24 protein-coding genes and 1 other RNA gene are annotated in these 25,845 nt (G+C 70.6%); 19 read left to right on the top strand and 6 right to left on the bottom strand.

Features of this window, described 5'->3' with window-relative positions:
- Positions 1 to 79 precede the first annotated feature (79 nt).
- Both FXF51_RS37100 and FXF51_RS37095 read left to right on the top strand, forming a co-directional pair.
- Positions 80 to 883: a tryptophan 2,3-dioxygenase gene (locus tag FXF51_RS37100; protein WP_222871624.1), complete on the top strand. Its 804-nt coding sequence runs from the start codon at positions 80 to 82 to the stop codon at positions 881 to 883.
- A 37-nt stretch (positions 884 to 920) separates the two neighbouring features.
- The gene (locus FXF51_RS37095; protein ID WP_148439393.1) at positions 921 to 5,795 is read left to right on the top strand and encodes an NAD-glutamate dehydrogenase; all 4,875 of its coding nucleotides are present in this window, start codon (positions 921 to 923) and stop codon (positions 5,793 to 5,795) included.
- A gap of 190 nt (positions 5,796 to 5,985) precedes the next feature.
- Here FXF51_RS37095 and FXF51_RS37090 read toward each other — a convergent pair whose 3' ends face one another.
- Genes FXF51_RS37090 through FXF51_RS61190 form a run of 3 tightly spaced genes read right to left on the bottom strand, consistent with a single transcriptional unit; the run spans position 5,986 to position 7,748 of the window.
- Positions 5,986 to 6,468: a Clp protease N-terminal domain-containing protein gene (locus tag FXF51_RS37090; RefSeq protein ID WP_148439392.1), complete on the bottom strand. Its 483-nt coding sequence runs from the start codon at positions 6,466 to 6,468 to the stop codon at positions 5,986 to 5,988.
- Entirely contained in the window at positions 6,465 to 6,692 is a 228-nt protein-coding gene (locus FXF51_RS37085; protein WP_148439391.1) for a hypothetical protein, read from the bottom strand. The genes FXF51_RS37090 and FXF51_RS37085 overlap by 4 nt, the downstream gene beginning before the upstream one ends.
- Positions 6,693 to 6,731: 39 nt before the next feature.
- Positions 6,732 to 7,748, bottom strand: a complete 1,017-nt coding sequence (locus FXF51_RS61190) for a hypothetical protein (RefSeq protein ID WP_187414773.1) — start codon at positions 7,746 to 7,748, stop codon at positions 6,732 to 6,734.
- 47 nt (positions 7,749 to 7,795) lie between these two features.
- On the opposite strand from FXF51_RS61190, the gene prfB reads away from it, so the two are divergent.
- A complete protein-coding gene (prfB, locus tag FXF51_RS37075; RefSeq protein WP_148439390.1) occupies positions 7,796 to 8,911 on the top strand; it encodes a peptide chain release factor 2 in 1,116 nt (371 codons plus the stop codon).
- A 314-nt stretch (positions 8,912 to 9,225) separates the two neighbouring features.
- Here the strand turns inward: prfB and FXF51_RS37070 are convergent, their stop codons facing one another.
- Positions 9,226 to 9,417, bottom strand: a complete 192-nt coding sequence (locus FXF51_RS37070) for a hypothetical protein (protein ID WP_148439389.1) — start codon at positions 9,415 to 9,417, stop codon at positions 9,226 to 9,228.
- Positions 9,418 to 9,619: 202 nt separating this feature from the next.
- Here FXF51_RS37070 and ftsE point away from each other — a divergent pair, with 202 nt between their 5' ends.
- From ftsE to FXF51_RS37030, 8 genes are all read left to right on the top strand, one after another.
- Positions 9,620 to 10,309: a cell division ATP-binding protein FtsE gene (gene ftsE / locus FXF51_RS37065; protein ID WP_043620538.1), complete on the top strand. Its 690-nt coding sequence runs from the start codon at positions 9,620 to 9,622 to the stop codon at positions 10,307 to 10,309.
- A 20-nt stretch (positions 10,310 to 10,329) separates the two neighbouring features.
- On the top strand, positions 10,330 to 11,229 hold the full coding sequence (gene ftsX, locus FXF51_RS37060) for a permease-like cell division protein FtsX (protein ID WP_148439388.1): 900 nt from the start codon (positions 10,330 to 10,332) through the stop codon (positions 11,227 to 11,229).
- Between the two features lie 47 nt (positions 11,230 to 11,276).
- Positions 11,277 to 11,744: an SsrA-binding protein SmpB gene (smpB, locus tag FXF51_RS37055; protein WP_148439387.1), complete on the top strand. Its 468-nt coding sequence runs from the start codon at positions 11,277 to 11,279 to the stop codon at positions 11,742 to 11,744.
- Positions 11,745 to 11,763: 19 nt separating this feature from the next.
- Positions 11,764 to 13,620 (top strand): penicillin-binding transpeptidase domain-containing protein, encoded by a 1,857-nt coding sequence (locus FXF51_RS37050; RefSeq protein WP_148439386.1) that lies wholly within the window; start codon positions 11,764 to 11,766, stop codon positions 13,618 to 13,620.
- A 307-nt stretch (positions 13,621 to 13,927) separates the two neighbouring features.
- Positions 13,928 to 14,311, top strand: a transfer-messenger RNA (tmRNA) gene (ssrA, locus tag FXF51_RS37045).
- 191 nt (positions 14,312 to 14,502) lie between these two features.
- Positions 14,503 to 14,886 carry a YbaB/EbfC family nucleoid-associated protein gene (locus FXF51_RS37040; RefSeq protein ID WP_187414772.1) on the top strand — a complete coding sequence of 128 codons (384 nt, stop codon included), beginning with the start codon at positions 14,503 to 14,505 and terminating at the stop codon, positions 14,884 to 14,886.
- The gene (locus FXF51_RS37035) at positions 14,883 to 15,227 is read left to right on the top strand and encodes a hypothetical protein (RefSeq protein ID WP_148439384.1); all 345 of its coding nucleotides are present in this window, start codon (positions 14,883 to 14,885) and stop codon (positions 15,225 to 15,227) included. Before FXF51_RS37040 ends, FXF51_RS37035 begins: the two co-directional genes overlap by 4 nt.
- Positions 15,224 to 16,327 (top strand): hypothetical protein, encoded by a 1,104-nt coding sequence (locus FXF51_RS37030; protein WP_148439383.1) that lies wholly within the window; start codon positions 15,224 to 15,226, stop codon positions 16,325 to 16,327. The genes FXF51_RS37035 and FXF51_RS37030 overlap by 4 nt, the downstream gene beginning before the upstream one ends.
- A gap of 41 nt (positions 16,328 to 16,368) precedes the next feature.
- Here FXF51_RS37030 and FXF51_RS37025 read toward each other — a convergent pair whose 3' ends face one another.
- Positions 16,369 to 17,457 carry a hypothetical protein gene (locus FXF51_RS37025; protein WP_148439382.1) on the bottom strand — a complete coding sequence of 363 codons (1,089 nt, stop codon included), beginning with the start codon at positions 17,455 to 17,457 and terminating at the stop codon, positions 16,369 to 16,371.
- Between the two features lie 128 nt (positions 17,458 to 17,585).
- On the opposite strand from FXF51_RS37025, the gene FXF51_RS37020 reads away from it, so the two are divergent.
- From FXF51_RS37020 to FXF51_RS36995, 6 genes are all read left to right on the top strand, one after another.
- On the top strand, positions 17,586 to 18,077 hold the full coding sequence (locus tag FXF51_RS37020; RefSeq protein WP_148439381.1) for a helix-turn-helix transcriptional regulator: 492 nt from the start codon (positions 17,586 to 17,588) through the stop codon (positions 18,075 to 18,077).
- 111 nt (positions 18,078 to 18,188) lie between these two features.
- A complete protein-coding gene (locus tag FXF51_RS37015; RefSeq protein ID WP_148439380.1) occupies positions 18,189 to 19,106 on the top strand; it encodes a hypothetical protein in 918 nt (305 codons plus the stop codon).
- Positions 19,103 to 19,693, top strand: a complete 591-nt coding sequence (locus FXF51_RS37010; protein WP_148439379.1) for a hypothetical protein — start codon at positions 19,103 to 19,105, stop codon at positions 19,691 to 19,693. The genes FXF51_RS37015 and FXF51_RS37010 overlap by 4 nt, the downstream gene beginning before the upstream one ends.
- A 78-nt stretch (positions 19,694 to 19,771) precedes the next feature.
- The gene (locus tag FXF51_RS37005; protein ID WP_148439378.1) at positions 19,772 to 20,605 is read left to right on the top strand and encodes a phosphatidylinositol-specific phospholipase C/glycerophosphodiester phosphodiesterase family protein; all 834 of its coding nucleotides are present in this window, start codon (positions 19,772 to 19,774) and stop codon (positions 20,603 to 20,605) included.
- 195 nt (positions 20,606 to 20,800) lie between these two features.
- Positions 20,801 to 22,183 (top strand): hypothetical protein, encoded by a 1,383-nt coding sequence (locus FXF51_RS37000; RefSeq protein WP_148439377.1) that lies wholly within the window; start codon positions 20,801 to 20,803, stop codon positions 22,181 to 22,183.
- Positions 22,180 to 23,346, top strand: a complete 1,167-nt coding sequence (locus FXF51_RS36995) for an ARPP-2 domain-containing protein (protein ID WP_148439376.1) — start codon at positions 22,180 to 22,182, stop codon at positions 23,344 to 23,346. Before FXF51_RS37000 ends, FXF51_RS36995 begins: the two co-directional genes overlap by 4 nt.
- On the opposite strand, the gene FXF51_RS36990 is transcribed toward FXF51_RS36995, so the two are convergent.
- Complete coding sequence (locus FXF51_RS36990) at positions 23,291 to 23,701, bottom strand: hypothetical protein (RefSeq protein ID WP_148439375.1); 411 nt, start codon at positions 23,699 to 23,701, stop codon at positions 23,291 to 23,293. The genes FXF51_RS36995 and FXF51_RS36990 overlap by 56 nt on opposite strands.
- Positions 23,702 to 23,800: 99 nt before the next feature.
- On the opposite strand from FXF51_RS36990, the gene FXF51_RS36985 reads away from it, so the two are divergent.
- Together FXF51_RS36985 and FXF51_RS36980 are read left to right on the top strand one after the other, a co-directional pair.
- Positions 23,801 to 24,763, top strand: a complete 963-nt coding sequence (locus FXF51_RS36985; protein WP_148439374.1) for a GlxA family transcriptional regulator — start codon at positions 23,801 to 23,803, stop codon at positions 24,761 to 24,763.
- A gap of 26 nt (positions 24,764 to 24,789) precedes the next feature.
- Positions 24,790 to 25,845: serine/threonine-protein kinase (locus FXF51_RS36980; protein WP_148439373.1), on the top strand; the 1,056-nt coding region annotated here is incomplete at its 3' end.

Below are 25,845 nucleotides of genomic sequence, written 5' to 3'. Positions count from 1 at the left end.
TGCCCTTTTCGGGTGGTATCGATAAGGCAAGGCGTTGCGCCCGGTCCCGCGTGACCGGGCGGTCAGGGGGAGGTGTTCGGTGGGCATCAACGGTGATGCTTCCGGTCCCCCGCGCCGGCAGTTCGGCGAGGAAGGCGGTCGGCTGTCGTACGGCGGCTACCTCTGCCTGCCCGAGCTGCTCGCCCAGCAGCAGCCGCAGTCGCAGGCTCCCGACGAGCTGCTCTTCATCACCATCCACCAGGTCTACGAGCTGTGGTTCAAGCTGCTGCTCCATGAGCTGGAGAGCGCGCGCGAGGCGATGTTCGCGGGCGAGCTGTGGAAGGCCAGGCACCTGTTCAAGCGGGTGCACGCGGTCGAACGGGTGTTGATCGAGCAGGTCGAGGTCCTGGAGACGATGACGCCTCAGGACTTCATGGAGTTCCGCGCCAAGCTGGCGCCCGCGAGCGGGTTCCAGTCGGTGCAGTTCCGCGAGCTGGAGTTCCTGTCAGGGCTGCGGGACGAGCGGTATCTCGGCTCGTTCCGGCACGCCTCGGAGGAGGAGCTGGCCCGGCTGCGCCGCAGGCTGGCCGAGCCCACGCTGTGGGATGCTTATCTGACAGCCCTCTCCCGGCGTGGCCTGCCGATCTCCGACGACGAGATCATGGCTTCGCTGCTGGCCGTGGCGAGAAACCGCGGGTCCTACGACGACCTGTGGCAACTGGCCGAAGACCTGCTGACGCACGACGAGACCGCCGCGTTGTGGCGGATGCGTCATGTCCAGATGGTCGAACGCCAGATCGGCACCAAGTCGGGCACAGGCGGCTCGACCGGCGCCCCCTACCTGCGCGGTAGGACCCGCCTGCACTACTTCCCGCTGCTGTGGGAACTTAGGGCCTGGCTATGAACACGTTGGCAAACCCTCACAAAGGAGTGAGAGCGATATGCCGCTCGACGAGGCCAAGGATGAGCTGCTCCAGCGAGCCGCCGAGAGTTGCGCGGTGGGCAGTGACCATGTGAGCCCCGAGGAGGCCCTGTCCTTCCTACGCTTCTACTACCGGCATGTCGCACCGGAGGACCTGCTCGACCGCAACCCCGTTGACGTGTACGGCCCCGCCATGTCACAGCGGCGGCTGGCCGAGGTGCGCCCGCAGGGCAGGGCCGTGGTCAGGGCCTACACCCCGACGCTGGACGAGAACGGCTGGGACCCTGGCCACTCGGTGGTCGAGGTGGTCACCGACGACATGCCGTTCCTGGTCGACTCGGTCACGATGGAGCTCGACCGGCACGACCTCGGCGTGCACCTGGTGGTCCACCCGCAGATGAGGGTGCGCCGCGACATGACGGGCCGGATGCTCGGCCGGGGCCAGGAGGACGTCACCGGCCAGATGCTGGTGGAGTCGTGGATCCACATCGAGATCGACCGCCAGGCGGACCCCGAGGCGCTCAAGGCGATCGAGGCCGACCTGCAGCGCGTGCTGACCGATGTGCGGCACTCGGTCGAGGACTTCAGGAAGATGCGGGCGCTGGCCGTGCAGACCGCGGAAGACCTGAGCATGAACCCGCCGCCGCTGGAGCCGGCCGAGGTCGAGGACAGCATCGACCTGCTGCGCTGGCTCGCCGACGGGCACTTCACCTTCCTCGGCTACCGCGAGTACCGCCTGGAGGACACCGACGAGGGCGAGACGCTGCGCGCGCTGCCCGGCGCCGCGCTGGGCATCCTGCGCGACGACAAGGTGGGCTCGGAGAGCTTCGCGGCGCTGCCCGCCGAGGTGCGGGCCAAGGCGCGCGAGAAGCAGCTCATGATCATCACCAAGGCCAACTCCAGGGCCACCGTGCACCGGGCCACCTACCTCGACTACATCGGGGTCAAGCTGTTCTCGCCGGAGGGCGAGGTGGTCGGCGAGCGGCGCTTCCTCGGCCTGTTCACCCACGTGGCCTACAACGAGTCGATCTCCCGCATCCCCGTGCTGCGGCGCAAGCTGGCCGGGGTGCTGAACGAGGCAGGGCTGGCGCCCGACAGCCACGACGGCAAGGACCTCATCGAGATCCTGGAGACGTTCCCGCGCGACGAGCTGTTCCAGACCTCGGTCGAGCAGCTCATGCCGATCGCCATGGGCGTGCTGCGGCTGCGCGAGCGCAAGCAGGTCAAACTGTTCCTGCGGCGCGACGACTACGGCCGCTACATCTCCTGCCTGATCTACCTGCCGCGCGACCGCTACACCACCAAGGTGCGGCTGAAGATGCAGGAGGTGCTGACCAAGGCGCTCGGCGGCCGGTCGCTCGACTACAGCGCCATGATCGGCGAGTCGGTGCTGGCCCGGCTGCACGTGGTCGTCAGGGGCGAGCGGGGCATCCCGCTGCCGCCGCCCAGCGTGGACGTGGAGGAGCTGGAGGCGCGGCTGGCCGCCCTCACCCGCTCCTGGGAGGACGACCTGGCCGCCGCGCTGACCGAGATGACCTCCGAGGAGGAGGCCCCCACGCTCATCAGGCGCTACGCCTCCGCCTTCCCCGAGGGCTACAAGGCCGACTTCCCGCCCAAGGTGGCCGTGGTCGACCTGCGGCGGCTGGAGCAGATCGTCGAGGCGGGCGACGGCGAGCAGGTCGGCATCAACCTCTACGAGCCGTACGACGCGGCTGAGGGCGAGCGGCGGCTGAAGATCTACAAGGTCGGCTCGCCCATCTCGCTGTCCCAGGCGCTGCCGCTGATCCAGCGGCTCGGCGTGGAGGTCGTGGACGAGCGCCCGTACGAGGTGGACCGCGACAACGACCCCGGCACCAAGAACGCCTGGATCTACGACTTCGGCCTGCGCTACACGCCCTCGGAAGAGGTCGACAGGAACGACTTCAAGCGGCTCTTCCAGGACGGCCTGGCCGCCCTGTGGAAGGGCCGGGTGCAGGACGACGACTTCAACGCGCTGATCCTGCGGGCCGGGCTGACCTGGGAGCAGGTGGAGATCCTCCGGGTCTACGCCAAGTACCTGCGGCAGGCGGGCAGCACGTTCTCCCAGCCCTACATGGAGCGGGTGCTGCGCGACAACGTGCGGGTGGCGCGGCTGCTGGTGCGGTTGTTCGAGGCCAAGCTCGACCCGCGCCGGGGCGAGGACGTGCGGGTGGACCTCGTGGAGGCGCTCAACGAGGAGATCCTGCGGTCGCTGGACGAGGTGGCCTCGCTGGACGAGGATCGCATTCTCCGGGCGTACCTGGAGATGATTCAAGCGACATTGCGCACCAACTACTTCCAAACAGTGGATGGAGAGCGCAAACCGTACATTTCTCTCAAAGTCGATCCGCAGGCCATCAGCGTGCTGCCGTTGCCGCGGCCGAAGTTCGAGATATTCGTTTACTCGCCACGGGTCGAGGGCGTGCATCTGCGCTTCGGGAAAGTGGCGCGCGGCGGGTTGCGGTGGTCGGACCGGATGGAGGACTTCCGCACGGAGATTCTCGGCCTGGTCAAAGCACAGATGGTGAAAAATACCGTTATTGTGCCGACTGGGTCTAAGGGTGGATTTGTCGTTAAGCGTCCGCCGAAGTCTGGTTCGCGGGAGGATCTGCTCGCCGAGGGCGTCGCCTGCTACCGGATGTTCATCTCCGGCCTGCTCGACGTCACCGACAACCTCGTGGACGGCAAGGTCGTGCCCCCGCCCGACGTCGTCCGGCACGACGGCGACGACACCTACCTCGTCGTCGCCGCCGACAAGGGCACCGCGACCTTCTCCGACATCGCCAACAGCGTGGCCAAGGAGTACGGCTTCTGGCTCGGCGACGCCTTCGCCTCCGGCGGCTCCATCGGCTACGACCACAAGGCCATGGGCATCACCGCCCGTGGCGCCTGGGAGTCGGTCAAGTACCACTTCCGCACCATGGGCGTGGACGTGCAGACCACCGACTTCACCGTGGCCGGCGTGGGCGACATGTCCGGCGACGTGTTCGGCAACGGCATGCTGCTGTCCCAGCACATCCGGCTGATCGCCGCGTTCGACCACCGGCACGTGTTCGTGGACCCCGCGCCCGACGCGGCGCGCTCCTACGCCGAGCGGCAGCGGCTCTTCGAGCTGCCGCGCAGCTCGTGGGAGGACTACGACGCCAAGCTGATCTCCGCCGGCGGGGGCGTCTTCCCGCGCACCGCCAAGTCCATCCAGATCACCCCCCAGATGCGCGAGGCGCTCGGCATCCCGTCCGGCGTCGCGTCCATGGCGCCGAACGATCTCATCAGCGCCATCCTGCGGGCTCCGGTCGACCTGCTCTGGAACGGCGGCATCGGCACCTACGTCAAGTCGAGCGGCGAGTCCCACTCCGACGTGGGCGACAAGGCCAACGACGCGCTCCGGGTGAACGCCGCCGACCTGCGCTGCAAGGTCATCGGCGAGGGCGGCAACCTGGGCTTCACCCAGCTCGCCCGGATCGAGTTCGCGCTGAACGGCGGGCTGGTCAACACCGACTTCATCGACAACTCGGCCGGGGTCGACACCTCCGACCACGAGGTGAACATCAAGATCCTGCTCGACCAGGTCGTCCGCGACGGCGAGCTGACCGACAAGCAGCGCAACCAAGTCTTCACCTCGATGACCGACGAGGTGGCCGACCTCGTGCTGCGCGACAACCACGCGCAGAACGTGGTCCTCGACGCCGCCCGCACCCAGGCCGTCGAGATGCTCCACATCCACGCCCGCTACCTGCGCAAGCTGGAGCGCGACGGGCTGGTCAACCGGGAGCTGGAGTTCCTGCCCTCGGACAAGACGCTGGCCGAGCGGCGCCAGGCCAGGCTCGGGCTCACCTCGCCCGAGTTCTCCGTGCTGCTCGCCTACACCAAGCTGGTGGCCGACGCCGAGCTGCTCGGGTCCGACCTGCCCGACGACCCGTACCTCGCCTCGTGGCTGGTCTCGTACTTCCCGTCGGCGCTGCGCGAGCGGTTCCGGACGTACATGGACGAGCACCCGCTGCGGCGCGAGATCATCACCACCTGCGTGGTGAACGAGCTGGTCAACTCCGCCGGCACCACCTTCATGTTCCGCTTCGGCGAGGAGACCGGCGCCTCGACGCCCGACATCGTCCGGGCGTACCTGGTGGCGCGGGAGGTCTTCGAGCTGCCCGCCTACTACCGGGCCGTCGAGGAGCTGGACAACAAGGTCGACACCAGCACCCAGATCGCCATGCTGCTGGAGGCCCGCAAGCTGGTCGAGCGCGGCGCCCGGTGGCTGCTGGTCAACCGCCGGCCGCCGCTCGACCTGGCCGGATCCGTCAGCTTCTTCGTCAAGGGCGTCAACGGGCTGCTCGGGCACATCCCCAAGCTGCTGACCGGGCCCGACCTGGCGGCCTACGAGGAGCGGCGCGACTCGTTCGTGGCCCGCGGGGTGCCGCTGGAGCTGGCCGAGCGGGTGGCCGGGATGGTGCCCGCCTACTCGACGCTGGACCTGGTGGAGATCTCGTCGCTGACGGGGCGGCCCGTCAACGAGGTCGCCGAGGTCTACTTCGACCTCGCCGACCGGCTGCAGCTCGCCCGGCTGCGGGAGCGGGTGATCGCGCTGCCCCGCGACAACCGGTGGAACTCGATCGCCCGGTCCGCGCTGCGCGACGACCTGTACGCGGCGCACGCGTCGCTCACCCGGGACGTGCTGGCCCACAGCAAGCCGGGGCTGCCGCCGGAGGAGCGGCTGGCGCGGTGGTCCGAGGCGAACTCGGCGGCTGTGTCGCGGGCTCGGCAGACGCTTTCCGAGATCTGGGAGAGTGACAACTTCGATCTGGCCACGTTGTCGGTGGCGTTGCGGGCCATCCGTACGTTGGTGGCGGCCAGCAACCTGCCGCACACGGAGGCCTGACACCGCAACGCGTCTGCGGTCGGCCGCCCGCCGGCCGCAGGCGGAGGCCTGACGCCATGACGTGCCACGGTCGGCCACCCGTCGGCCGCGGCGCGCGTGCGCCGGTGCGGCGGTCGTGGTGCGGTGCCCGGCCTGCCCGTCGCGCGCGGCACGCCCTGGGCCTGGGCGCGTCACGCGTGGGGAGGGGTGCTCACCAGCCCTCGTCCGCCGCCGCCTCCCGGGCCCGGCGGGCCAGGTCCGATCGGTCCGCCCCCGCCAGGCCGAGGGCGCGCGGGACGGTGCCCACCTCGGCCTCAAGCAGCCCGAGCAGCAGGTGCACGGGCCTCAGGTCACGCTTGCGGGCGGCGTGGGCGAAGCCGCGTTCGAGGGCGAGCCGGGCCGACGCCCCCATGCTCACCTTACGGTCGGGATCCGGGCTGGGCCGGGGCAGCCCGAAGGCGGCGGCGGAGACCCCGACCGTGCTCAGGCTGTGCTCGAACTCCCGGTCCAGCGCCGCCCGGATCGAGGCGCGATCGAGCCCCGCCGCCACCAGGACGGCGCGGGCCACCGTGTCCTGCCTCGCGGCGATCCCCATCAGGACGTGGTGGGCCTCGATCGCCGCCGACCCGTCCTCGCGCGCCTCCTCCAGGCCGTGCGTCAGGATCTCGTTGATGTAGTGGTCGATCGCGCTCACGTGCGCCTCCTCAGCGTGACGCCGGCCGCGATGAGCCGCTTGGCGTGCTTCTTGTGGACGGCCTGGCGGGTGATGCCGAGCGCCTCGGCGACCTGCGGCCAGCTCCATCCCGCCCGCATCGCCTGCTCGACGGCGGCGTCTTCGAGCTGGTCGGCCAGGCGTCGCAGGGCCAGCACGGCCGCGAGCGCGTCGGCGGGGTCCTGGGGAGCGGGAACGTCCGGCATATAGGCAACTGTAGTTGACTAATGTCGGAGGGGTAAAGGTTACTCGCCAGAGGCCCGGGTCAGCGCGCCGTCGTGGGCGATCACGGGCGCCGCCGACGGGGTGGTGAGGGGCGGGACCGCGGCGGCGTACTGGTGCGTCTCGATCAGCTTGAGCGAGCGGCGCAGCACCGACGAGCTGATCGCCCACCGGGCCTGGTCCGGAACCGGGATGTAGTCGTCCTCGGCCGTCTTCGTCGTCGTGGAGGTGGTGCGGGACAGTGAGTACTGCACCAGCGCGCCGCCGTCGCCGGTGCGCAGGGCGTAGACGGGGAAGTTGTCGGCGCTGAAGATCGAGTCGTAGCTGAAGCCCTCGTTCTTGGCCTTCTCCCGGTTGCCGGCGATCTGCTCGGCCACGTCCGTGGTGAGAGGGCCGGTCGCGAGCAGGCCCGCCGTGACCCCGGCCGTGCCCGTCTCGGCCACGCTGGCGTGCACGGGGCCGAGGAACTGCGGGCTGATCGTCACCGTCTTGTCGTCGGCGGCGACCACCGAGGCGTAGCCGTCGGCGTCCAGCTTGATCTTCGGAAGCTCCTGGCCCGGCACGAGCTCGGCCGCCGAGCTGATCCGCCAGCGATCGGACCTGGCGAAGATCAGCAGAGTGGGACGGCCGTCGCGCGGCGCCAGCACGCTGAACCAGGGCGCGCTCTCGCCCTGGCGGAACCTGGGCACGTAGAGCGTGGGCGGGCCCCACCTGCGGCGTGGCGGCGCGGAGCCGGTGGACAGGTAGGCGGCCTGGGTGAGCGGCCACTGCCCGCCCGTCGTGATGTCCTGGACCTCCCTGAGCCGCCCTTCGTAGGGGCTCTCGCCGCGCAGCGCGTTGTCGGTGAGCGTGAAGGCGGTGAACTCCTCCGCCGCCTCCGCCAGCGTCACCTCGGGCTCGTCGGGGGAGGGCGACGCGCTGGTGGTGACGGCCGCCGCGGGCGTGGTGGCGGGCGGCCGGGCATCGCCCGAGCAGGCGGTCACCGCGGCGAGCAGGCCGGCGGCGAGCGCCAGCATCCTACGCCGACCGTATGCACGCACCTCGCCATGTTATTCGGGCCCGCGAGGGTCGCGTACCCTTGGGAGACGTGGCAGGCATCGATCCGGCAGAAGAGATCAACGAGCTCCGGGGCACGCTCCGCAGCATCCAGGACGTGCTCGACCTCGACGCGATGCGCAAGCAGATCGCGGAGCTGGAGCAGCAGGTTGCCGCGCCCGACCTCTGGGACGACCCTGAGCAGGCCCAGAAGGTCACCAGCAAGCTCTCCCACCTCCAGGGCGAGCTCAACCGTGTGGAGGGTGTCGCGCGGCGCCTGGAAGACCTCACGGTCCTGTACGAGCTGGCGGCCGAGGAAGCCGACGACGACACGCGCGCCGAGGCCGACAAGGAGCTCGAAGGACTGAAGTCCGACATCGGAGCTCTAGAGGTGCGCACTCTGCTCTCGGGCGAGTACGACGCCCGCGAGGCGCTCGTCACGATCAACTCCCAGGCGGGCGGCGTCGACGCGGCCGACTGGGCGGAGATGCTGCTGCGCATGTACCTGCGCTACGCCGAGCGCAAGGGCTACTCCACCGAGGTCTACGACACCTCCTACGCGGAGGAGGCCGGCATCAAGTCGGCCACCTTCACGATCAAGGCGCCCTACGCCTACGGCACGCTGCGCGGCGAGCACGGCACCCACCGGCTGGTCCGCATCAGCCCGTTCGACAACCAGGGGCGGCGGCAGACCTCGTTCGCGGGCGTCGACATCGTGCCGGTCGTCGAGCAGACCGACCACATCGACATCAACGAGGACGAGATCCGCGTCGACGTCTACCGCTCCAGCGGCCCCGGCGGCCAGGGCGTCAACACCACCGACTCGGCCGTGCGCATCACGCACCTGCCGAGCGGCATCGTGGTCTCCTGCCAGAACGAGCGCTCCCAGCTGCAGAACCGCGCGACGGCCATGAACGTCCTTCAGGCCAAGCTGCTGGAGCGCAAGCGGCAGGAGGAGGCCGAGAAGATGTCGGAGCTGCGCGGCGCCACCACCACCTCGTGGGGCACGCAGATCCGCAACTACGTGCTGCACCCGTACCAGATCGTGAAGGACCTGCGCACGGGCACGGAGGCGGGCAACCCGACGGCGGTGCTCGACGGCGATCTCGACGAGTTCATCGAGTCGGAGATCCGCTGGATGCGACGCCAGGAGTCGGGCGCCGAGTAGGGCCGATCGGCCCGCAAAGGTCGGACGGCTGATCGCGACAGGTCGGACGATCGGCTTCCGGCCGGGCCACGGCGTCGCGGGCCTACGCGCTCGGCTGCGGGATCATGCGCGCCGGGCCCGCATGCAGGCCGGGCCCGAATGCAGGCCGGGACCGTGCGCAGGCTGGGACCGTGCGGAGGTCAGGCCCGTGTGGAGGCCGGGCTGAGGCTGTGAGCCGGGCAGGCGCGGCGGGCGCAGCGGGCGTGGGAGGCCGGGCGGGCGCGGGTCGGGCGGGCCTCGAAGGGCCGGGGGCCGTGTCCGGCCGGGCGTAAGGGTCAGGCGCCGAGCAGGTGCTGGGCCGCGAGGCTCAGCAGCAGCAGGACGACGAGGAGCAGGGCGATGAGGGCGGGTGACAGCCCGGCGAAGCCGTGGTTGTGCATCCGCTCCCGGTTGGCGCGGCAGACGGGGCAGCGCCCCTCGACCACGGGGTGAGCGCACTGGGCGCATACGAGGTGTTCGCAACTCATGACAGCCCCAAGTCTAGCCGCACAATCGTTTTGTTTCCGTTATGGACGTTCCATGCCAGTCTTCCCCCTAGACTGTCGTCTGGCCAATCGGAACGTCGATCATCAGTAAAGTCAACGCCCCCGATCGGCCGGTGGCGGGAAGTGGGCATGTGCCACCCTCGCTTCCGTCCTGACCCCTAGACTGGCATGCCGTGATGCTCTCGTGATCCATTTCGATAATGTCACCAAGGTCTACGCGAACCAGAACCGGCCCGCCCTCGACCACGTATCCGTTGACGTGGACAAGGGCGAGTTCGTGTTCCTCGTCGGTCCCTCGGGATCAGGCAAGTCGACGTTCCTGCGTCTGATCCTCAAGGAGGAGCGGCCCAACTCCGGCGCGATCCACGTCGCCGGCAAGGACCTGGCCCGCCTCTCCAACTTCAAGGTGCCGCACCTGCGCCGCCGCATCGGCTGCGTCTTCCAGGACTTCAGGCTGCTCCCCAACAAGAACGTCTACGAGAACGTGGCGTTCGCCCTCGAGGTCATCGGCAAGCCACGGCGGTTCATCCGCAAGGTGGTGCCCGAGGTCGTCGAGCTGGTCGGCCTGGAGGGCAAGGCCCACCGCATGCCCGACGAGCTGTCCGGCGGCGAGCAGCAGCGCGTCGCCATGGCCCGCGCGTTCGTCAACAGGCCGATGATCCTGCTGGCCGACGAGCCCACGGGCAACATCGACCCCGCGACGAGCATCGGCATCATGAAGGTGCTCGACCGCATCAACAGGACTGGCACCACGGTCGTCATGGCCACGCACGACGCGGCCATCGTCGACTCCATGCGTAAGCGTGTCGTGGAGCTGGAGGACGGCAAGATCGTCCGTGACCAGTCGCGTGGCGTGTACGGCCAGGCGTACTGACAGGGAGCTGCAGACAAGACATGCGGGCGAATTTCATCTTCTCCGAGGTCTGGATCGGCCTCCGTCGCAACCTGACCATGACGATCGCCGTCGTCATCACCGTGGCGGTCAGCATGGCACTCCTGGGCGTCGGCCTGATGATCAACAGCCAGGTCGGGCTGATGAACGGCTACTGGGCCGACAAGGTCGAAGTCTCGGTCTTCCTCTGTAAGAAGGGGACGGCCATGCCGGCCTGCAACGGCAAGGCGATCTCGCCCGCGCAGACCAAGGCGCTCCAGGAGCACATCAAGAACACCCCCGGGGTGAAGGGTGTGCTCTTCGAGGACGAGACAGCCGCGTACGAGAACTTCAAGCAGTCGTTCTCGTCCAACAAGGCCCTCGTCGACGCGACCAAGGTCGAGGATCTGCCCCAGTCGTTCAGGATCAGCCTCCAGGACCCCGACAACTACCAGCCCGTCATCGACGCCATGAAGGGCCAGCCCGGCGTGGCGCAGGTGATGGACCAGAAGCAACTCATCTCCCCGTTCTTCAACCTGCTCAACACGCTGGCGATCGCCGCCCTCTCGGTGGCCATCGTGCTGGTGCTGGCGGCGGCCCTGCTGATCGGCAACACGGTGCGGCTGTCGGCGTTCAACCGGCGCAGGGAGACGGGCATCATGCGGCTGGTCGGCGCCTCCAACCTCTACATCCAGCTTCCGTTCGTCATGGAAGGCGTCATCGCCGGCCTGGTCGGCGGGGTGTTCGCCGCGGTCATCCTGATCCTGGCGAAGGTGTTCCTGTTCGACGAGGTCGTCACCTTCTTCGGCACCGGGCTCGGCTGGAACGACCTGGCGCAGACGATCACGCTCACTATGATCATCGGTGTCGTGATCTGTATCCTGGCCTCGTTCGTGACGCTGCGCCGCTACCTCAGGGTGTAGGGGTGCGCTTGGGTCGTGACCGCCCCGGTCGCCGGTAAAGTCGAAGCATGCCACGTGAGACCGGGCGGAAGGTCATCGCCCAGAACAAGCGCGCTCGGCACGACTACCACGTCGAGGACACGTTCGAGGCGGGTCTGGTGCTGCAGGGCACCGAGGTGAAGTCGCTGCGCGAGGGCCGCGCCTCGCTCGTCGACGGCTACGCCAGCATCGACGGCAACGAAGCGTGGCTGCTCAACGTGCACATCCCCGAATACTCGCAGGGTACGTGGACCAACCACACGGCGCGCCGCAAGCGCAAGCTGCTGCTGCACCGCAAGGAGATCGACAAGCTCGCCGCCGCGACGAAGGAGGGCGGGCTGACGATCGTGCCGCTGACGCTCTACTTCAAGGACGGCAGGGCCAAGGTCGAGATCGCCGTGGCCCGGGGCAAGAAAGACTGGGACAAGCGGCAGGCGCTGGCGGAGCAGCAGGCCAAGCGGGAGATGGCCCGGGCGCTGCGGCACCGCAACCGATGAGAGTGTGACACCGCAACCGATGAGACGCGCCCGCCGCACCTTGGCCGCGACCGTCACCCTGGCGGTCGCGAGCACCACGCTGACCGGCTGCTTCGAGGAGCCGTCACCGCACGACGCGGTGCGCGACTTCCTCGTGGGCTGGCAGACGGAGGACTACGACCTGGCCGCAGGCCGCACCGACGGCGACGTGGCGACGGTGCGCCAGGCGCTGGCCGACGCCAAGCTGGAGCTCGACGCGGCCTCGTTCCGCTTCAAGATCTCCAGCATCAGCGTGACCGGCGAGGAGTCCAAGGCCGACTTCCACGCCGAGGTCGACCTGGGGGAGAACAACCCCCTGTGGCAGTACGAAGGCGTGCTGCCGCTGCATCTGGTCGACGGCGTCTGGAAGGTGCGCTGGTCGCCCTCGGTGCTGCATCCGCAGCTCAAGGAGGGGCAGCGGTTCGCGGTCGCCACCGAGCCGCGGCCGCGCCAGCCGGTGGTCGACAGAGACGACGACCCGCTCCAGAGCGACACCGTGCTCTACGTCGCGGGCGTCTATCCCAACCAGCTCGGCGGCCAGGCGGAGAGCGTCGTGGCCCAGCTTTCCGAGGTCACCGGCTACGCCCAGGACCGGCTGCTGAGCCGGGTCAGGTCCTCGCCGCCCGACGACTTCGTGCAGCTCGTGACGTTCGGGCGCTCGAGGTACCTGTCGATGCAGGCGAAGCTGGAGGCCATCGACGGGCTGGAGGTCAACCCGCAGAAGCAGCCGGTCGAGCCCGACGCGCCGCGCCAGATCGTGGGCAGCGTCAGCGCGCTCACGCCGGAGACGGAGCAGAAGCTCGGCGGCCCGCAGCGGGCCGGCGACTCGGTGGGCAGGAACGGCCTGCAGCAGGCCTACCAGAACTACCTGACCGGCTCCACCGAGACCACGGTGATCACCCTCGACCTCAAGACCGGCCAGCAGGTCGCGGAGCTGAAACAGTGGTCGGGGCGGCAGAACGCCTCCGTCAAGACCACCATCGACCGGGTCACGCAGGCCTCGGCCGAGCAGGCGGTGGCCGACACCGAGACGAGCGCTCTGGTGGCGGTGCAGCGCGACACCGGCGAGATCCTCGCGGTCAGCGCCAAGGGCCTGCACCAGGAGCGCGACGCGCTGGCCGGTAAGTTCCCCGCCGGCACGGCGTTCTCGATCGTGGCCGCCGACGCGCTGCTGAAGAAGGGCGTGAGCCCCAAGCAGAAGCTGGCCTGCCCGCAGGAGCGCACGGTGGGCGGGGCCAAGTTCGTCTACGCCGGCCAGTCCACGGGCGTCACGACGTCGGCCACCCTCCAGGAGAACTTCGCCAAGGGCTGCGTGACGGCGCTGGCCTCGCTGGCCCGCCGGGTCACGGCCGACGAGCTGAACAGGAGCGCCAAGGCGTTCGGCGTGGGGCTGCCGTGGCGGCTGCCGCTGAAGTCGTTCAGCGGGTCGCTGCCCGAGCTGTCCAGCGACGCCGACAAGGCCAAGGCGATCGCGGGCCAGAACGTCGAGATGAGCCCGCTCAGCATGGCCCTGGTGGCGGCGGCGGTGGGGTCGGGCACGTGGCGGCCGCCGGTGCTGGTCACCTTGCCGAAGTCGCCCGACCCGGCCGCGGAGACGACGCCGGCCGTCCAGCCTGCTCCGGTGGCGATGGACCCGAAGGTGCGCGCGGCGCTGATGACCATGATGCGTGCCGGCGCGGCCGGCACGCCCGCCCAGGCGGGCAAGGGTCGCGTCTACGGCGTCAGGGCGTCGGCGGGCAACCAACAGGGCTGGTTCGTCGGCTGGCAGGGCGATGTGGCCGTCGCGGTGCTGACGAAGAACTACGACGCGGCGGCCGTCGCGGGCAGCTTCTTCGCGGGCCTGCGCAACTCTCCGTGAAATAGTCGCGACGCGGAGCAACCATTCGAGGTGCGGGTTGCGTCTTACTGAATGACTGGGCCCGCTCGGGGGGTTGCGGTCCCAGTCGCCGTGATGAGACAGGACTTCATCTCGGGGGAAGTCCTGCCGTCCGGACCGGCTCGACCCTGCCGGTCGGCCCCCGGGAGCGCGTGCCTCAGCGCCGCGCTCCCGGGGGTTTCGGCGTCCTCGGGTACACCCGGAATTAAGTTGGCGTTGAGGGTGTTGTCCCATGTACATTCATCAATGCGCGACCCCGTCCAGGCGGGGGCGTGTTGATAACTGCACAGGGGGTGACTGGCTTCGACTTTGACCTTGCAAGCCAGGTGAAGCGGGCCGAGGACTGCGGACATAACCTCGTTAATCCTGTGACCGTAAACAACAAGTGCCAATTCCAAGAGCACTGTGGCTGCCAGGGACTCCCTGGCGCTCGCTGCCTAAGTAGCGAAACCACTGTCAGCCCGGGAGTGCCTTCGGCCCGGTGTCTGGCATCGCTAGAAGGCTCAACCGATCAACCCGGCCACGGGGGCGATCGGGAAACCAAACAGTGGCTGAGCCCGTCGGCGACTCGCCTGTGTGATCGCCGGGGCTGAGAAAAGCACAACAGGCTGCGCCCGGAGAAGCCCTGACTTGGGGTTGAAGGACGCGGGTTCGATTCCCGCCACCTCCACCACAGACCGCCTCTGACCTGCGGATATACCGCAGGTAGGGGCGGTTTTTTTCATGTCCTGGCCCCGTCGCCGGTGGAACCGCCGGTGAACCGCGGGCGAACTTTCAAGATCAACCACGTGGGATGCCACGCCCTTCTGCTTGGATCTCTTTGGCCGAAATTTGCCATCGAGCATGACCGAAAGTGAGGGGCCCATGGCGACCTCGGACGAGGCCGACTTCCTGGACAGATTCGCCGAGCTGCGAGAGGTCGCGGCAGCGGCGAACGGCCTGGTCAAGGTGGAAGTCGATGGCACCAGCGACCTGGTGGGGCTGGTGATCGACCCCAGGGCGATGCGGCTGCCGTCCGAGGAGCTGGCCGCCGCGATCAAGGAGGCGTTCGGGCAGGCCCGCGCCGTCGCGCAGGAGCGCGCCATGCGGGCCGTCCCCGAGGCCCTGCGGCAGGAGACGCCGGAGCTGACCGCCCTGCTGAAGGGCATCGAGGCCGACGCCCGCGGCAACATGAACGAGATCCTCCTGGCCGCCGACGAGCTGACCGCGCGGCTGGACCGGCTGATGCGGCAGGGCACGCAGCGATGAACGGCAACGGTGACGGGATCCAGGTCGTCCACGGCAGCCGCGTCGTCTCCGCGGGCCGGCTCAGGGATCAGGCGGACAACCTGGAGCGGGCCCTGGGCGGCGCGCTCGGCAGGGCCGAGTACGCCGGAGGCGCGGGAGCGCCGCCCGAGCGGCCGGGAGCGCAGTTCGACGTCGAGTTCGCGGGGCTGACCGAGCTGGTGCGCGGCGCCTTCGGGACCACGGCGCGGACGCTGCGCGACCACGCCGCCAAGGCCGAGGCGTCGGATCGCAACTACTCGCACGCGGAGCAGACCGGCATCGAGGCCGCGAACAACCTGCGAGCCCGCCTGGAGGGACTGTGAGCTGGGAGATGCCGCCGGGCCTGCGGGCCGTGCACGGGCTCGTCGCGTCGGACGCCCCGTGGCCGCGCGCCGACGAGACGCAGCGCATGGACGGGGCCGGATCGTGGCTGGACCTCGCCTCCGCCACGCAGGGCGGCCAGGCGGAGTCGGCCTCGGCCGTCTCCCAGGTGCGGGCGTCGGGCAACTACAGCGGCGACGTGTCCGTCTTCGAGAGCTCCTGGGGCGGCACCGAGGAGCGGATGAGCGACGGTGCGCTGGCCAACGCCCTGGTCGGCACCGGGACGACCGCGGTCGTGGTGTTCCGCACCGTGTGGAAGTACGTCGTCGTGCTGGCCCTCCTCGCGCTGCTGCTGTCGATCATCCGGGCCTTCGCGCTGGGCCCGGCGCTGGGCGCGCTCTTCACCAGGATCCGGACGATGGGGACGCGCAAGGCGCTCCAGGCCACCCTGGCCCAGATCGAGCGGAACATCGGCTCGAACGCGGTCGAGGCCCTGCGCCTCGCCAAGCGCATGCTGGCCCGAGGCATGATCGTGCCCGGCTTCCAGGCGGCCCTGGTGACGGCCGACGCGCTCACCCTCAACCCCTTCGACGACAATTCGAGCGCCCGCGAGGCCGCCGAGATGGTGCTGAACGAGACGCCCGAGGGGCGGGCGGCGCTCGCGTACGCCAAGGAGCACGGCATCACCACCCTGTACCAGAGCGAGCGGAACCAGTACGCCTCCGGCTACGACAGGAACCTCAACGTCATCCGGATCGGCGGCGCCGGCTGGTCCTCCTCCGAGGCCATGGCGGGCGAGTTCGTCCGTCAGGTCGAGATCGCCAGGAACCGCTGGGACCCGAACCCCCTCGGCATGGATTCGCAGGAGTACTACGAGGCGCGGACCAAGGAGGACCAGGCGGCCAACCGGGCGGCGTACCGCTTCGGCACGCAGCTCGGCTACGAGGAGGACGCCCGCGCGACCTACGGTGCGAACAACTTCACCGAGTACGGCGTGGACGGCGGGGACTACGTCCACGAAGACAGGGAGGCGCTGAAGCGGGCCATCGCCAACGGCCCTTTCAGGCTGTTCAACGACGGCCCGCTCGACTACACCCGCTGATGGCCCGTCCCCCCGCCCCCGGGCGGGGGGACGGGCGGGCGTCAGGCGCTGGACGCGAACGTGGCGAAGAAGGCGCTGTCCGCCGGGGCTCCGCCCGGGGCGAAGCAGGCCACGGTACGGGCCACGGCGTCGGTGCCGCTGATCGTCCACAGGTCGGAGAGCTGGCAGTAGACCGGCCGGCCGCTGTAGGCGGTCACCTGCATGTGGGTCTCGCGGACGCCGACCCCTGGATAGACGACGTCCCACTGGCCGGGGGCGACCTGGGCGGCCACGTTGGGCCCGGCGACGGAGTTGTAGTTGGTGTCGGGCATCGGCGCGCCGGACACCGGGTGCAGGAGGTAGCCGAGGTGGATCGGCGGGCCAGGCACCCCGTAGACCGTGCGCTTGTGGTGGTGCGACAGGGTGAAGCCGCTGTCGGCGTCGCGGCCCGCGCGGTCGGCGCAGGCCAGGTAGATCAGGTAGCCGTTCTGGCCGAGCGACCAGTCGGCGACCCGGCAGTGGCGGGGCGTGCCGCTCCCCGCGACCGCCGTCACCTGGAAGTCACCCGTGTAGGCGCGCGGGTTCGGGACGGGCAGCTCGACCCGGTAGCGGCCGGGGGCCTGCTGGACGACCGTGTTGGCCAGGCCGGTCGAGTTGAAGCCGGTGATGAGCGTCCCGGCGGCGTTGGCGTGCACGTACGCGTGGCTGCCGGCGGGCGAGGAGCCCGTGCTGGCGGTGTAGAGCACCGTGAAGCGCCTGTCGGCCAGAGCGCCGGCGGCGTCGAAGCACCACACGTAGACCAGCTCGTTGCGGCCCGAGGCGCCCCAGCGGCCGGCCTGGCAGAAGCCGCCCGTGGCGTCCACGGCGGTCACGTGCACGATGCCGGCGCCGTAGCCGCCGGTGCACGGGAAGGTGACCTGGTAGAAGCCGACGGACGGGTTCGACACCTGCCCCCAGGCGGCCGGGCAGGCGGCCTTGTAGCTGCCGGACTGGTGGGCGGTGCTCATGATGTACCCCGGTGGCGGGGTGGCGTTGTCCACGTAGGCGAAGGCCCACACGTCGGGAACGGCCGCCTGCGCCGACCCCGCCCCTGACAGCAGCGCGGCCAGGCCGAGCAGCAGCCCGGCCAGCAGCCTCGATAACTTGCCCATGAAATCCCCCTTGCTCTGTCCTGAAGGCCCAGGGTTCCGGCTGGCCGCGCGGGCGGGCCATACGGAGAAGTACGTAGTGCGCAGAAGTACCTGGACGGCTGGCTCGCGGTGTGCTGGCATGCCCCGCTATGGATGTGTCGCGGCGGGACTACGAGCGCGTGCTCGTTCTGGTGGTCGAGCTCATGGTCGGGGTGGCCATGCAGTTGGAGCCTGAGCTGAAGCGACCGGCGGCCGGGCCCGCCGACGGGCTGCGCTGCCCGCTCTGCCGTCCGCCGCGCGAGGAGACCACTGAGCGGGCCAGGATCCGGCCGCTGCTCGTCACCGCGGAGAAGCGGCTGCGCCACCTGGTCCGGTGGCGGGAGTCGCTGCTGGCCCTCGCCGACGACCCGGACCGGCAGGCGGGGCTCGGGGTCACGCCCAGGGAACTGGGAGTGCTGGGGCTGCTGGCCGAGGGGCTGACCGCGAGCACGATCGCCCGGCGGCTGGGCATCTCGCCTCGTACGGTCAGCAAGCACCAGGAGAACCTCTACCGGAAGCTGGAGGCCACCAACCGGGTCACGGCGATCCGGCACGCGCAGTGGCTCGGCCTGCTGCCGGAGGCGGATCCGCCGCCGCTTTGAGCGATCGTTCGCGGGCGCTGAGTTACAAATCTGCCACTCTGTCACCAAACATAGCTCTACGTGTGCTTAGGTGTTGCTTTGACATTCCTGTGTGTTAAGTGGGGTTGAAGCGTGTCAAGGTACGACTGGCGCCACTGGGCGTTCGCGCCGATAGTGGGGCTGCTGGTGTCCGGGGTGCTGCTGATGGCGGGGGCGGTGGGCGCCCTGCTGAGGTTCGTGGGCGCGGCGACGGCTCCCGCGGCGGCCGAGCTCGTCGTCACGCTCGTCGTCGCGGTCTTCCTGACCACGGTGCTGAGGATCGTCAGGGCGGTGCCCGACATCCGGCGGGAGAGCGCCGCGACGGAGCGGGCCGTGGCGAACATCGGGTCGGTGCGGCCCGGCGAGGACACGCTGGTGGCGCGGCGGCTCAAGCTGTTCAAGGAGGCCGCGGAGGCCGGCGGCGACTGCGAGGCCGTGCTGAGCGCCCGCTCCGCGCTGGACGAGAGCGACCTGGCCAACAGGCACCACCTCGACCACGCGCTCATCTGGGCGCTGCCGGTCTTCGGGTTCATCGGCACCGCGCTCACCATGGCGGCGATGGTCGGCTCCTTCGGCGACGCGCTGGACGGGCAGGGCGACCCGAGCGTGCTGATCGCCGCGCTCAAGCAGTACGTGCTGCCCGAGCTGGCCTCCGCGTTCGGCGTCACAATGGTCGCGCTGTTCCTGAGCGTGCTCGCGTTCGGCGCGATGGCCCTGGTCGAGCGGGGTGAGCGGGCCAACGTCGGAGCGGCGGACGAGGTGTTCCTGATCTACCTGGCGCGGCTGCCCGGCAGGGAGGCGGCGCCCGCCCAGGCGGGGCTCAGCCGCGAGCTGGCCCAGGGGCTGACCAAGGAGCTGTCCCAGGTGCAGGGTCTGACGCAGGAGCTGGCCCACACGCGGGGCAGGACCGAGGAGCTGGTGAAGGGGCTGGACGCGCTGCGTACCGCCGTGGAGCGGCTGACCGCGGCGGAGACGAAGCCGCAGCGGTACTCGCTGGTGAGGGAGCAGTGAGGAAGCGGGCTCCCCGGTCGTTCGCGCCCCCGCTCGACCTGCGCTTCATCGACCTGTTCATGGCCATCGTGCTGGCGCTGTCGTTCGTGGCGATCATGCTGACCGTGGTGACGCGCATGCTGCCGACCGACGACGCCACGCCGCCCGCCCGGCAGCAGCGCAGCGTGGCCCAGCTCGAACGGCAGCTCGCCGCCGCCGAGCAGGCCAAGCGCGCGGCGGAGGCGGAGCTGCGCACGACGCGGGAGCAGATCTCGGAGCAGACCGCCTTCGCCCTGCCCTGGTGGCTGATCGGCTTCTGCGCGCTGCTGGGCGTGCTGGCCGTGTTCATGAACTGGCGGGTGCGGCTGTGGAACAAGGGCAACCTGCCGCCGCTGTGGAGCTGGGGGCTGGTCACGTTCGTGGTGGCGGTCGTCACGGTGGTGATCAGATCGCTGAGCGACGGCCAGGGATACCTGCTGCTGGCCGAGATCCCGTGGTGGGCCGCCGACGTCCTCTGCCTCGGGCTGCTGCTGGTCGCGCACGTGCTGATCTCGGACATCCGTGATCGGCAGGCCACGCTCGGGAAGATCAAGGCACAGAGCCGATAATTCAGACGAACGTCACTCCTGTCACACCTTTCCCGCATACCGTGACACGCGTCTCGACCATCCCCGTAAGGAGATGCGATGTTGCGTCGTACCCTGGGCGTGCTGGCTGCCGCCGGCGCCCTGCTGCTGACGGCCGTCCCCGCCTCGGCGACGGCCGCCGAGCCCCTTCCCCGGGCCCACGCGCACAACGACTACGAGCACGAGCGCCCGCTGCTGGACGCCCTCGACCACGGGTTCACCAGCGTCGAGGCCGACATCTACCTCGTGGACGGCGAACTGCGCGTCGGGCACGACCCCGAGGACCTGCGGCCCGGCCGTACGCTGCAGTCGCTCTACCTGGACCCGCTGGCGCGGCGCGTGCGTCACGGCAGCGTCTACCCGCGCAGCCGCCAGCAGCTCCAGCTCCTGGTGGACATCAAGAACAACGGCGCCGCCACCTACGCCGAGCTGGACAAGGTGCTCAAGAGCTACAGGAAGATGCTCACCGCCTACCACAAGGGCAAGGTCAAGCCCGGCGCCGTCACCGTGGTGATCAGCGGCGACCGGCCGCGCGACCTCATGGCCGCGCAGGAACGGCGCTACGCCTTCTACGACGGCCGCATGGCGGACCTGGGCCAGGGCAACCCGAGCCTGATCCCGCTGATCAGCGACAACTGGACCAATCACTTCAGCTGGACCGGCGCGGGCGAGATGCCCGCCGCCGAGCGGGACAAGCTCCGCCAGATCGTCGCCACCGCCCACCGTGACGGGCAGCGGGTGCGCTTCTGGGCCACGCCGGACACCGCCGGGGCGGCCAGGGACGCGCTCTGGCGGGAGCTGGTCGCCGCGGACGTCGACCACATCAACACCGACGACCTGGCGGGGCTGGAGGCCTTCCTGCGCGCCGAGGACGGCAAGCGCGAAGCTGCGTGACTCCCGCCGCGCCGGTCGCCGGCGCCCGGTGAGGCGGTACAAATCCCATCGCGCTCGCCGGGAACCGCCGGTAAGGTCCGGAACCAGACTGGCCGCGGGACTTCGGTACGACTTCCGGAATCCGCCTGTACAGCGAACCTCTCGCAGTTCGTGCCCCCATTCCCCGGCCAGTCCCCACGACCCCCGGGGGAGCCGATGGAGACCTACGCCGACCTGATCGGGTGCGAGGACGTGCTGCTCTTCGCGAACGCGGCGATCACCTCGACCGGCCAGCGCGAGTTCCACGGCGCGGCCGGCGAGCAGCGGCTCTCCCTCGCCTTCCTGCACAGCTACATCCACGGCAACTATCCCGACCTGTACGCCGCCACGCTCGCGCTGGACATCAACGACCACAACGCCGCCCTGATCATCGCCAACCTGCTCAAGCGCAAGGGCGGCCACCAGGGCGACGCGCGGCTCATCGCCCGGCGGCTGGGCCGGATGAGCCCGCCCCGCGTCTACCGGCTCTTCAAGGAGCTGCGCGGCGCGGGCGTGAACAACCGGCGTACCCGCGCGCTCATCCGCGACTGGCTCGCCGCCCGGCCCGACCTGGCCTTCGACGCGGTCAAGTACCGCACGGCGGTGAAGTCGGCGGTGCGGCACGCCCACCTGCGGCCCGAGGGCGAGCTGGGCGCCTTCCTGTTCGCGCCGTTCAGCCGCGCCCGGTACGACACGCCCGTCCTGGAGGCGTGGCGGCGGGCGCACTACGACAAGAACGCCCTGTACGACCTGCCGTACACAGTCGCCGAGGGCTTCGCCGCCCGCCACGGCATCAGCCGGGCCGTCTTCCTGGAGCGGGTCGCGCCCCGGCTGACCAGGCTGGAGCGGCTGCGGCTGAGCGGGGCCGCCGCGCGCGACGGCGTCCGCACCGAGGCGGACCTGGCCGCGATGCCGCTGGTCAGGCTGGCCTCGTACGTGCTGTCGCTGGCCGCCGACGCGCGGGCGCGGCGGCGCGACGAGCTGGTCGGCGCCCTGCGCGCGTCGGCGGCGCGGGCCGCCGGAGCGCGGGCCGGCTCGTGGGGCCTGGTGACGGCGGTGCTGGACGACAGCTTCTCCGCCTTCGGCTCGCCGGTGAAGCGCCACCGGCCGCTGGCCGTCGCGCTGGCCTGCCACTACCTGCTGGAGACGCTGGCGGGCGGCTACCGCGCGCTGTGGCTGTCCGGCCGCTCCGACCCGCTCCAGGCCCGCCCGACCGGCCCCACCCCGCTGGGCCGGCGGATCCTCGACGGCCTCGAAGGGCGGCCCGACCTGCTCGTCATCGTCTCCGACGGCTGGGACAACGCGCCTCCCGGGCTGGCGGGCGAGGTGCTGCGCGTCTGGCGGCGCAAGCTCGATCCGGCCGGCGAGGTCGGGATCGTGCACCTGAACCCGGTCTACGACGCCGAGCAGTTCGAGGTGCGGCGGCTGTCCACGGTGGCGCCGACGGTCGGCATCCGGGACGCCGAGGACCTGCCGGCGCTGGTGGAGCTGGCCAGGTTCGCGGAAGGGCGGACGGGGCTCGCGGAGCTGCGGGCGTACCTGGAGGACCGAGCCCGATGATCGTCGACCTGACGGGGCTGGAGACGCGCCCCGCGCAGACCTGGGGCGCGATGCGGCTGGTGCCGCTCGTGCGCCGCGAACCCATCCGGGACCTGCGGCTGCACGCCAAGGTGTACGGCGACGAGATCAACGTGGTGTCGCTGCCTGACCACACGTGTTACACGGCGTACGTGCCGCACGCCTTCGTCGCGTCCTGGACCACCGACGGCACCTGCGCGGCGGCGTACGGCACGCAGCTCGGGCAGCCGCTGCGGCACGTCCCGGTCAGGCGGCGGCGCAGGATGGCCCGCCGGGCGGGGACGAACCGGCTCAGGTTCCTGCCGCTGCACCTCGCCCTGGAGGGCTACCTCGCGCTGCACTTCGGCGGCCCCGAGATCGCGTGGGAGGAGTGGTCGCGCGAGGCGATCTCACGCGGCCTGTCGCCGCGGGCCGAGGACGCCTACACCGGCGCCGAGGTGCGCGGGCTGGACGACGCGCTCAAGGTGTTCGAGATCCACCCGGGGCAGTGCGGGCTGCTGCTGTACGCGGGGGACACGCTGGCCGGGGCGTTCGTGGTGCCGCACCCGGAGGACTACCGGGCGCTGCACCCCACCCTCGTCCGCGACCTGTACGGCGAGCTGATCCACGAGTACGCCCTGTTCTACCCGGCCAGGGACTTCCCCGCGGTGATCGACGACAGCGCGGTCACCTCGTTCGCCGACCTGCGCGCCGAGGCCCGGCGGCACGAGCGGGAGTGGGCGGGCTTCCACGACTCGGTCATGGCGGCCGGGCTGCTGGGCGCCCCGGCGAGGGTGGAGCAGGTCTACCGGATGGGGCCGTACACGCTGAGCCGGTTCCTGCCCTCGTTCGAGCGGAAGAGCGAGAACCACATCGGCGAGACCATCACCGGCGCGGACGGGCGGCTGGCGTACCTGAAGACGTTCAGATTGTCGGAGGCGCAGTGCCGGCGCGGCCACCTGCTGAGCGAGCTGGCCGCGCACGGCTGGAGCATGGCCGCCACCGCGGCCGCGCTCCGGATCGACGTGCCCCGGCTCGCGGCGCGGCTGGAGCGGGCGGGGTTCGGCTCCTTGCTGCGGCAGGACGTCCTCGACGGCTACCGCAAGGCGCTCAATGAGCGCACCCGGCGTACTCGTCGAGGCGGCGCAGCATCGCCACCAGCATGAGCGGGAACATCACCACGTGCGAGACCAGCATCAGCCCGTCGGCGTCCATGACGCCCGTCCACAGCAGCGGGAAGAGCGGGACGGCGGGCGCGAACATGATCGCGCACATCTCCAGCGTCGGAGCCCAGCCGTGGCCGCGGAACCGCATCCACGCGGCCATGCCGATCGACATGTTCAGCGCCATAGACAGGTACCAGAGCTCCGGCTGCTCGGCGTGGGAGACGCCGAGGCCGACGGCCGACTGCAGCATGCCGAGCGCGAACATCCCGACGAACATCGCGATGATCATTTCGAGGTAGTGGAGGGCGAACCTGCCCCAGCGGCGTCCGGTCTTGGGGGTCGTCGTCGTTGTCATGCCCCGACTGTGTCCGGCACGGGCGGCGGCGGCCAAGGAAGACGACCGGGAAGGTCCGGAAACTTGGGATCTGCGTCCTTCGCACCTACAGTCGGGGCCATGGACCGACGACGGGTCGTGATCGTGGCCTACGAGGCTTCGGAACTGCTCGAGATCGCGAGCATCACCTCGACACTGGAGAGCGCCAACTGGCACGGCGCGCAACCGTACTACGAGTACCGCGTCGCCACCCCCGGCGGCCACCCCATCTCCACGGCCACCGCGCTGACCCTGCACGCCCAGCTCGTCCTGGAACGGGTCACCGGGCCGCTCGACACGCTCGTGGTCGCGGGCGGCATCGGCCACGAGGACGCCGCCGCGAACCCGCTGATCGTCAGCCACGTCCGCCGGCTCGCCAAGGAGAGCCGCCGCGTCTCCTCCGTCTGCACAGGCGCCTTCATCCTGGCCGCCGCCGGCCTGCTCGACGGGCGGCGCGCCACCACCCACTGGCACCAGGCGCAGCGCATGGCGGAGCTCTACCCCGACGTCGTCGTGGACCCCGACCCCATCTTCATCAGGGACGGGACCGTCGCCACCTCCGCCGGCATCACCGCCGCCCTGGACCTCATGCTGGCCTTCGTCGAGGAGGACAACGGCACCGAGCTGGCCAGGACCGTCGCCAGGAACCTCGTCACCTACCTGCAACGCCCCGGCGACCAGGCGCAGATGAGCATGTTCGTCAGCGCCCCCTCACCCGCCAACAGCCTGGTCAAGCGGACCCTCGAACACATCTCCGCCCACCTGCGCGACGACCTGAGCACCGCCACGCTGGCCGTCGAGGCGGGCGTCAGCGAACGGCACCTCACCAGGCTCTTCCTCAAGCACCTCGGGCAGACGCCCGGCCGCTACGTCAGGCAGGCCCGCACCGAGGCCGCCGCCCACCTGCTCGCCTCCACCTCCCTGCCGATGGCGGCGGTCGCGGTCCGCTGCGGGTTCGGCACGGCGGAGACACTGCGGCAGGCCTTCATCGACCGGTACGGCATCCCGCCCTCCCGCTACCGGCTGGCGCAAGCGGTGGGTTGATCCCGGCTCTGGCTAATGTGTCTGCGATGAACGGTGACCGGGTCATAGGCGGCTACACGCTGCGGCGCCTGCTCGGGCGCGGCGGCATGGGCGAGGTGCACCTGGCCGCCACGCCCACGGGCGGCCTGGCCGCGGTCAAGCTCATCCACCCCGCCCTGGCCGGCGACCCGGCGTTCCTGCGCCGCTTCGAGCGGGAGGTCGCGGCGGCGCGGCGGGTGGCCAGATTCTGCACCGCGCCCGTTCTGGACGCCGGGATCGACGGCGGGGTCGCCTACCTCGTCACCGAGTACGTCAAAGGGCCCGACCTGGCGCGGGCCGTCCGCGAGCAGGGGCCGCTGACGGGCGGGAACCTGGAGGCGCTCGCGGTGGGCGTCGCGACCGCGCTGAGCGCCATCCACGGGGCCGGGGTGATTCACCGCGACCTCAAGCCCGGCAACGTGCTGCTGTCGCCGCTGGGGCCGCGGGTGATCGACTTCGGGGTCGCGCGGCTGGTCGACCACGATGCCCTGTCCAGCCAGGTGATCCTTGGGACGCCCGCGTTCATGGCGCCCGAACAGGTGCGCGGCGAGCCGTTGACGCCTGCCGCCGACGTGTTCGCGTGGGGCGGGGTGATCGCCTTCGCGGGGACGGGGCGGTTGCCGTTCGGGGGTGGGACGGGTGGGGAGGTGTTGTGGCGGATCGTGCACGAGGAGGCTCGGCTGGACGGGCTGGACGATGAGATCAGGGGGGTTGTGGAGCGGGCGCTGGCCAAGGATGCTCGGGTGCGGCCGACGGCTCAAGGGGTGTTGGCCGAGTTGGTGGGGGGTATGCGGTTGGCTGCGGTGACCGAGGTGGTTGAGCGGGCTTGGACGGGGAGTGTCACGGCTTCCGTGCGCGGTGCCACCGCGCCCGCCCCGCCCACGCCCGCCCCCCCCCCCCCCCCCCCCCCCCCGCCCGCCCCCCCCGCGCCCGCCCCGCCCACGCCCGCCCCACCCGCGCCCGCCCCGCCCACGCCCGCCCCCCCCCCCCCCCCCCAGCCCCCCCCCGCCCCCCCCCCCCCCGCCCCCCCCTCGCCCCCCCCCCCCCCCCGGGGCCCCGCGGCC

It is taken from the genome of Nonomuraea sp. PA05 (assembly GCF_008086045.1).
Taxonomy (GTDB): domain Bacteria; phylum Actinomycetota; class Actinomycetes; order Streptosporangiales; family Streptosporangiaceae; genus Nonomuraea; species Nonomuraea monospora.
Note: the sequence above shows the minus strand (reverse complement) of the source record. Positions and strands in the feature narration are given on the sequence as shown.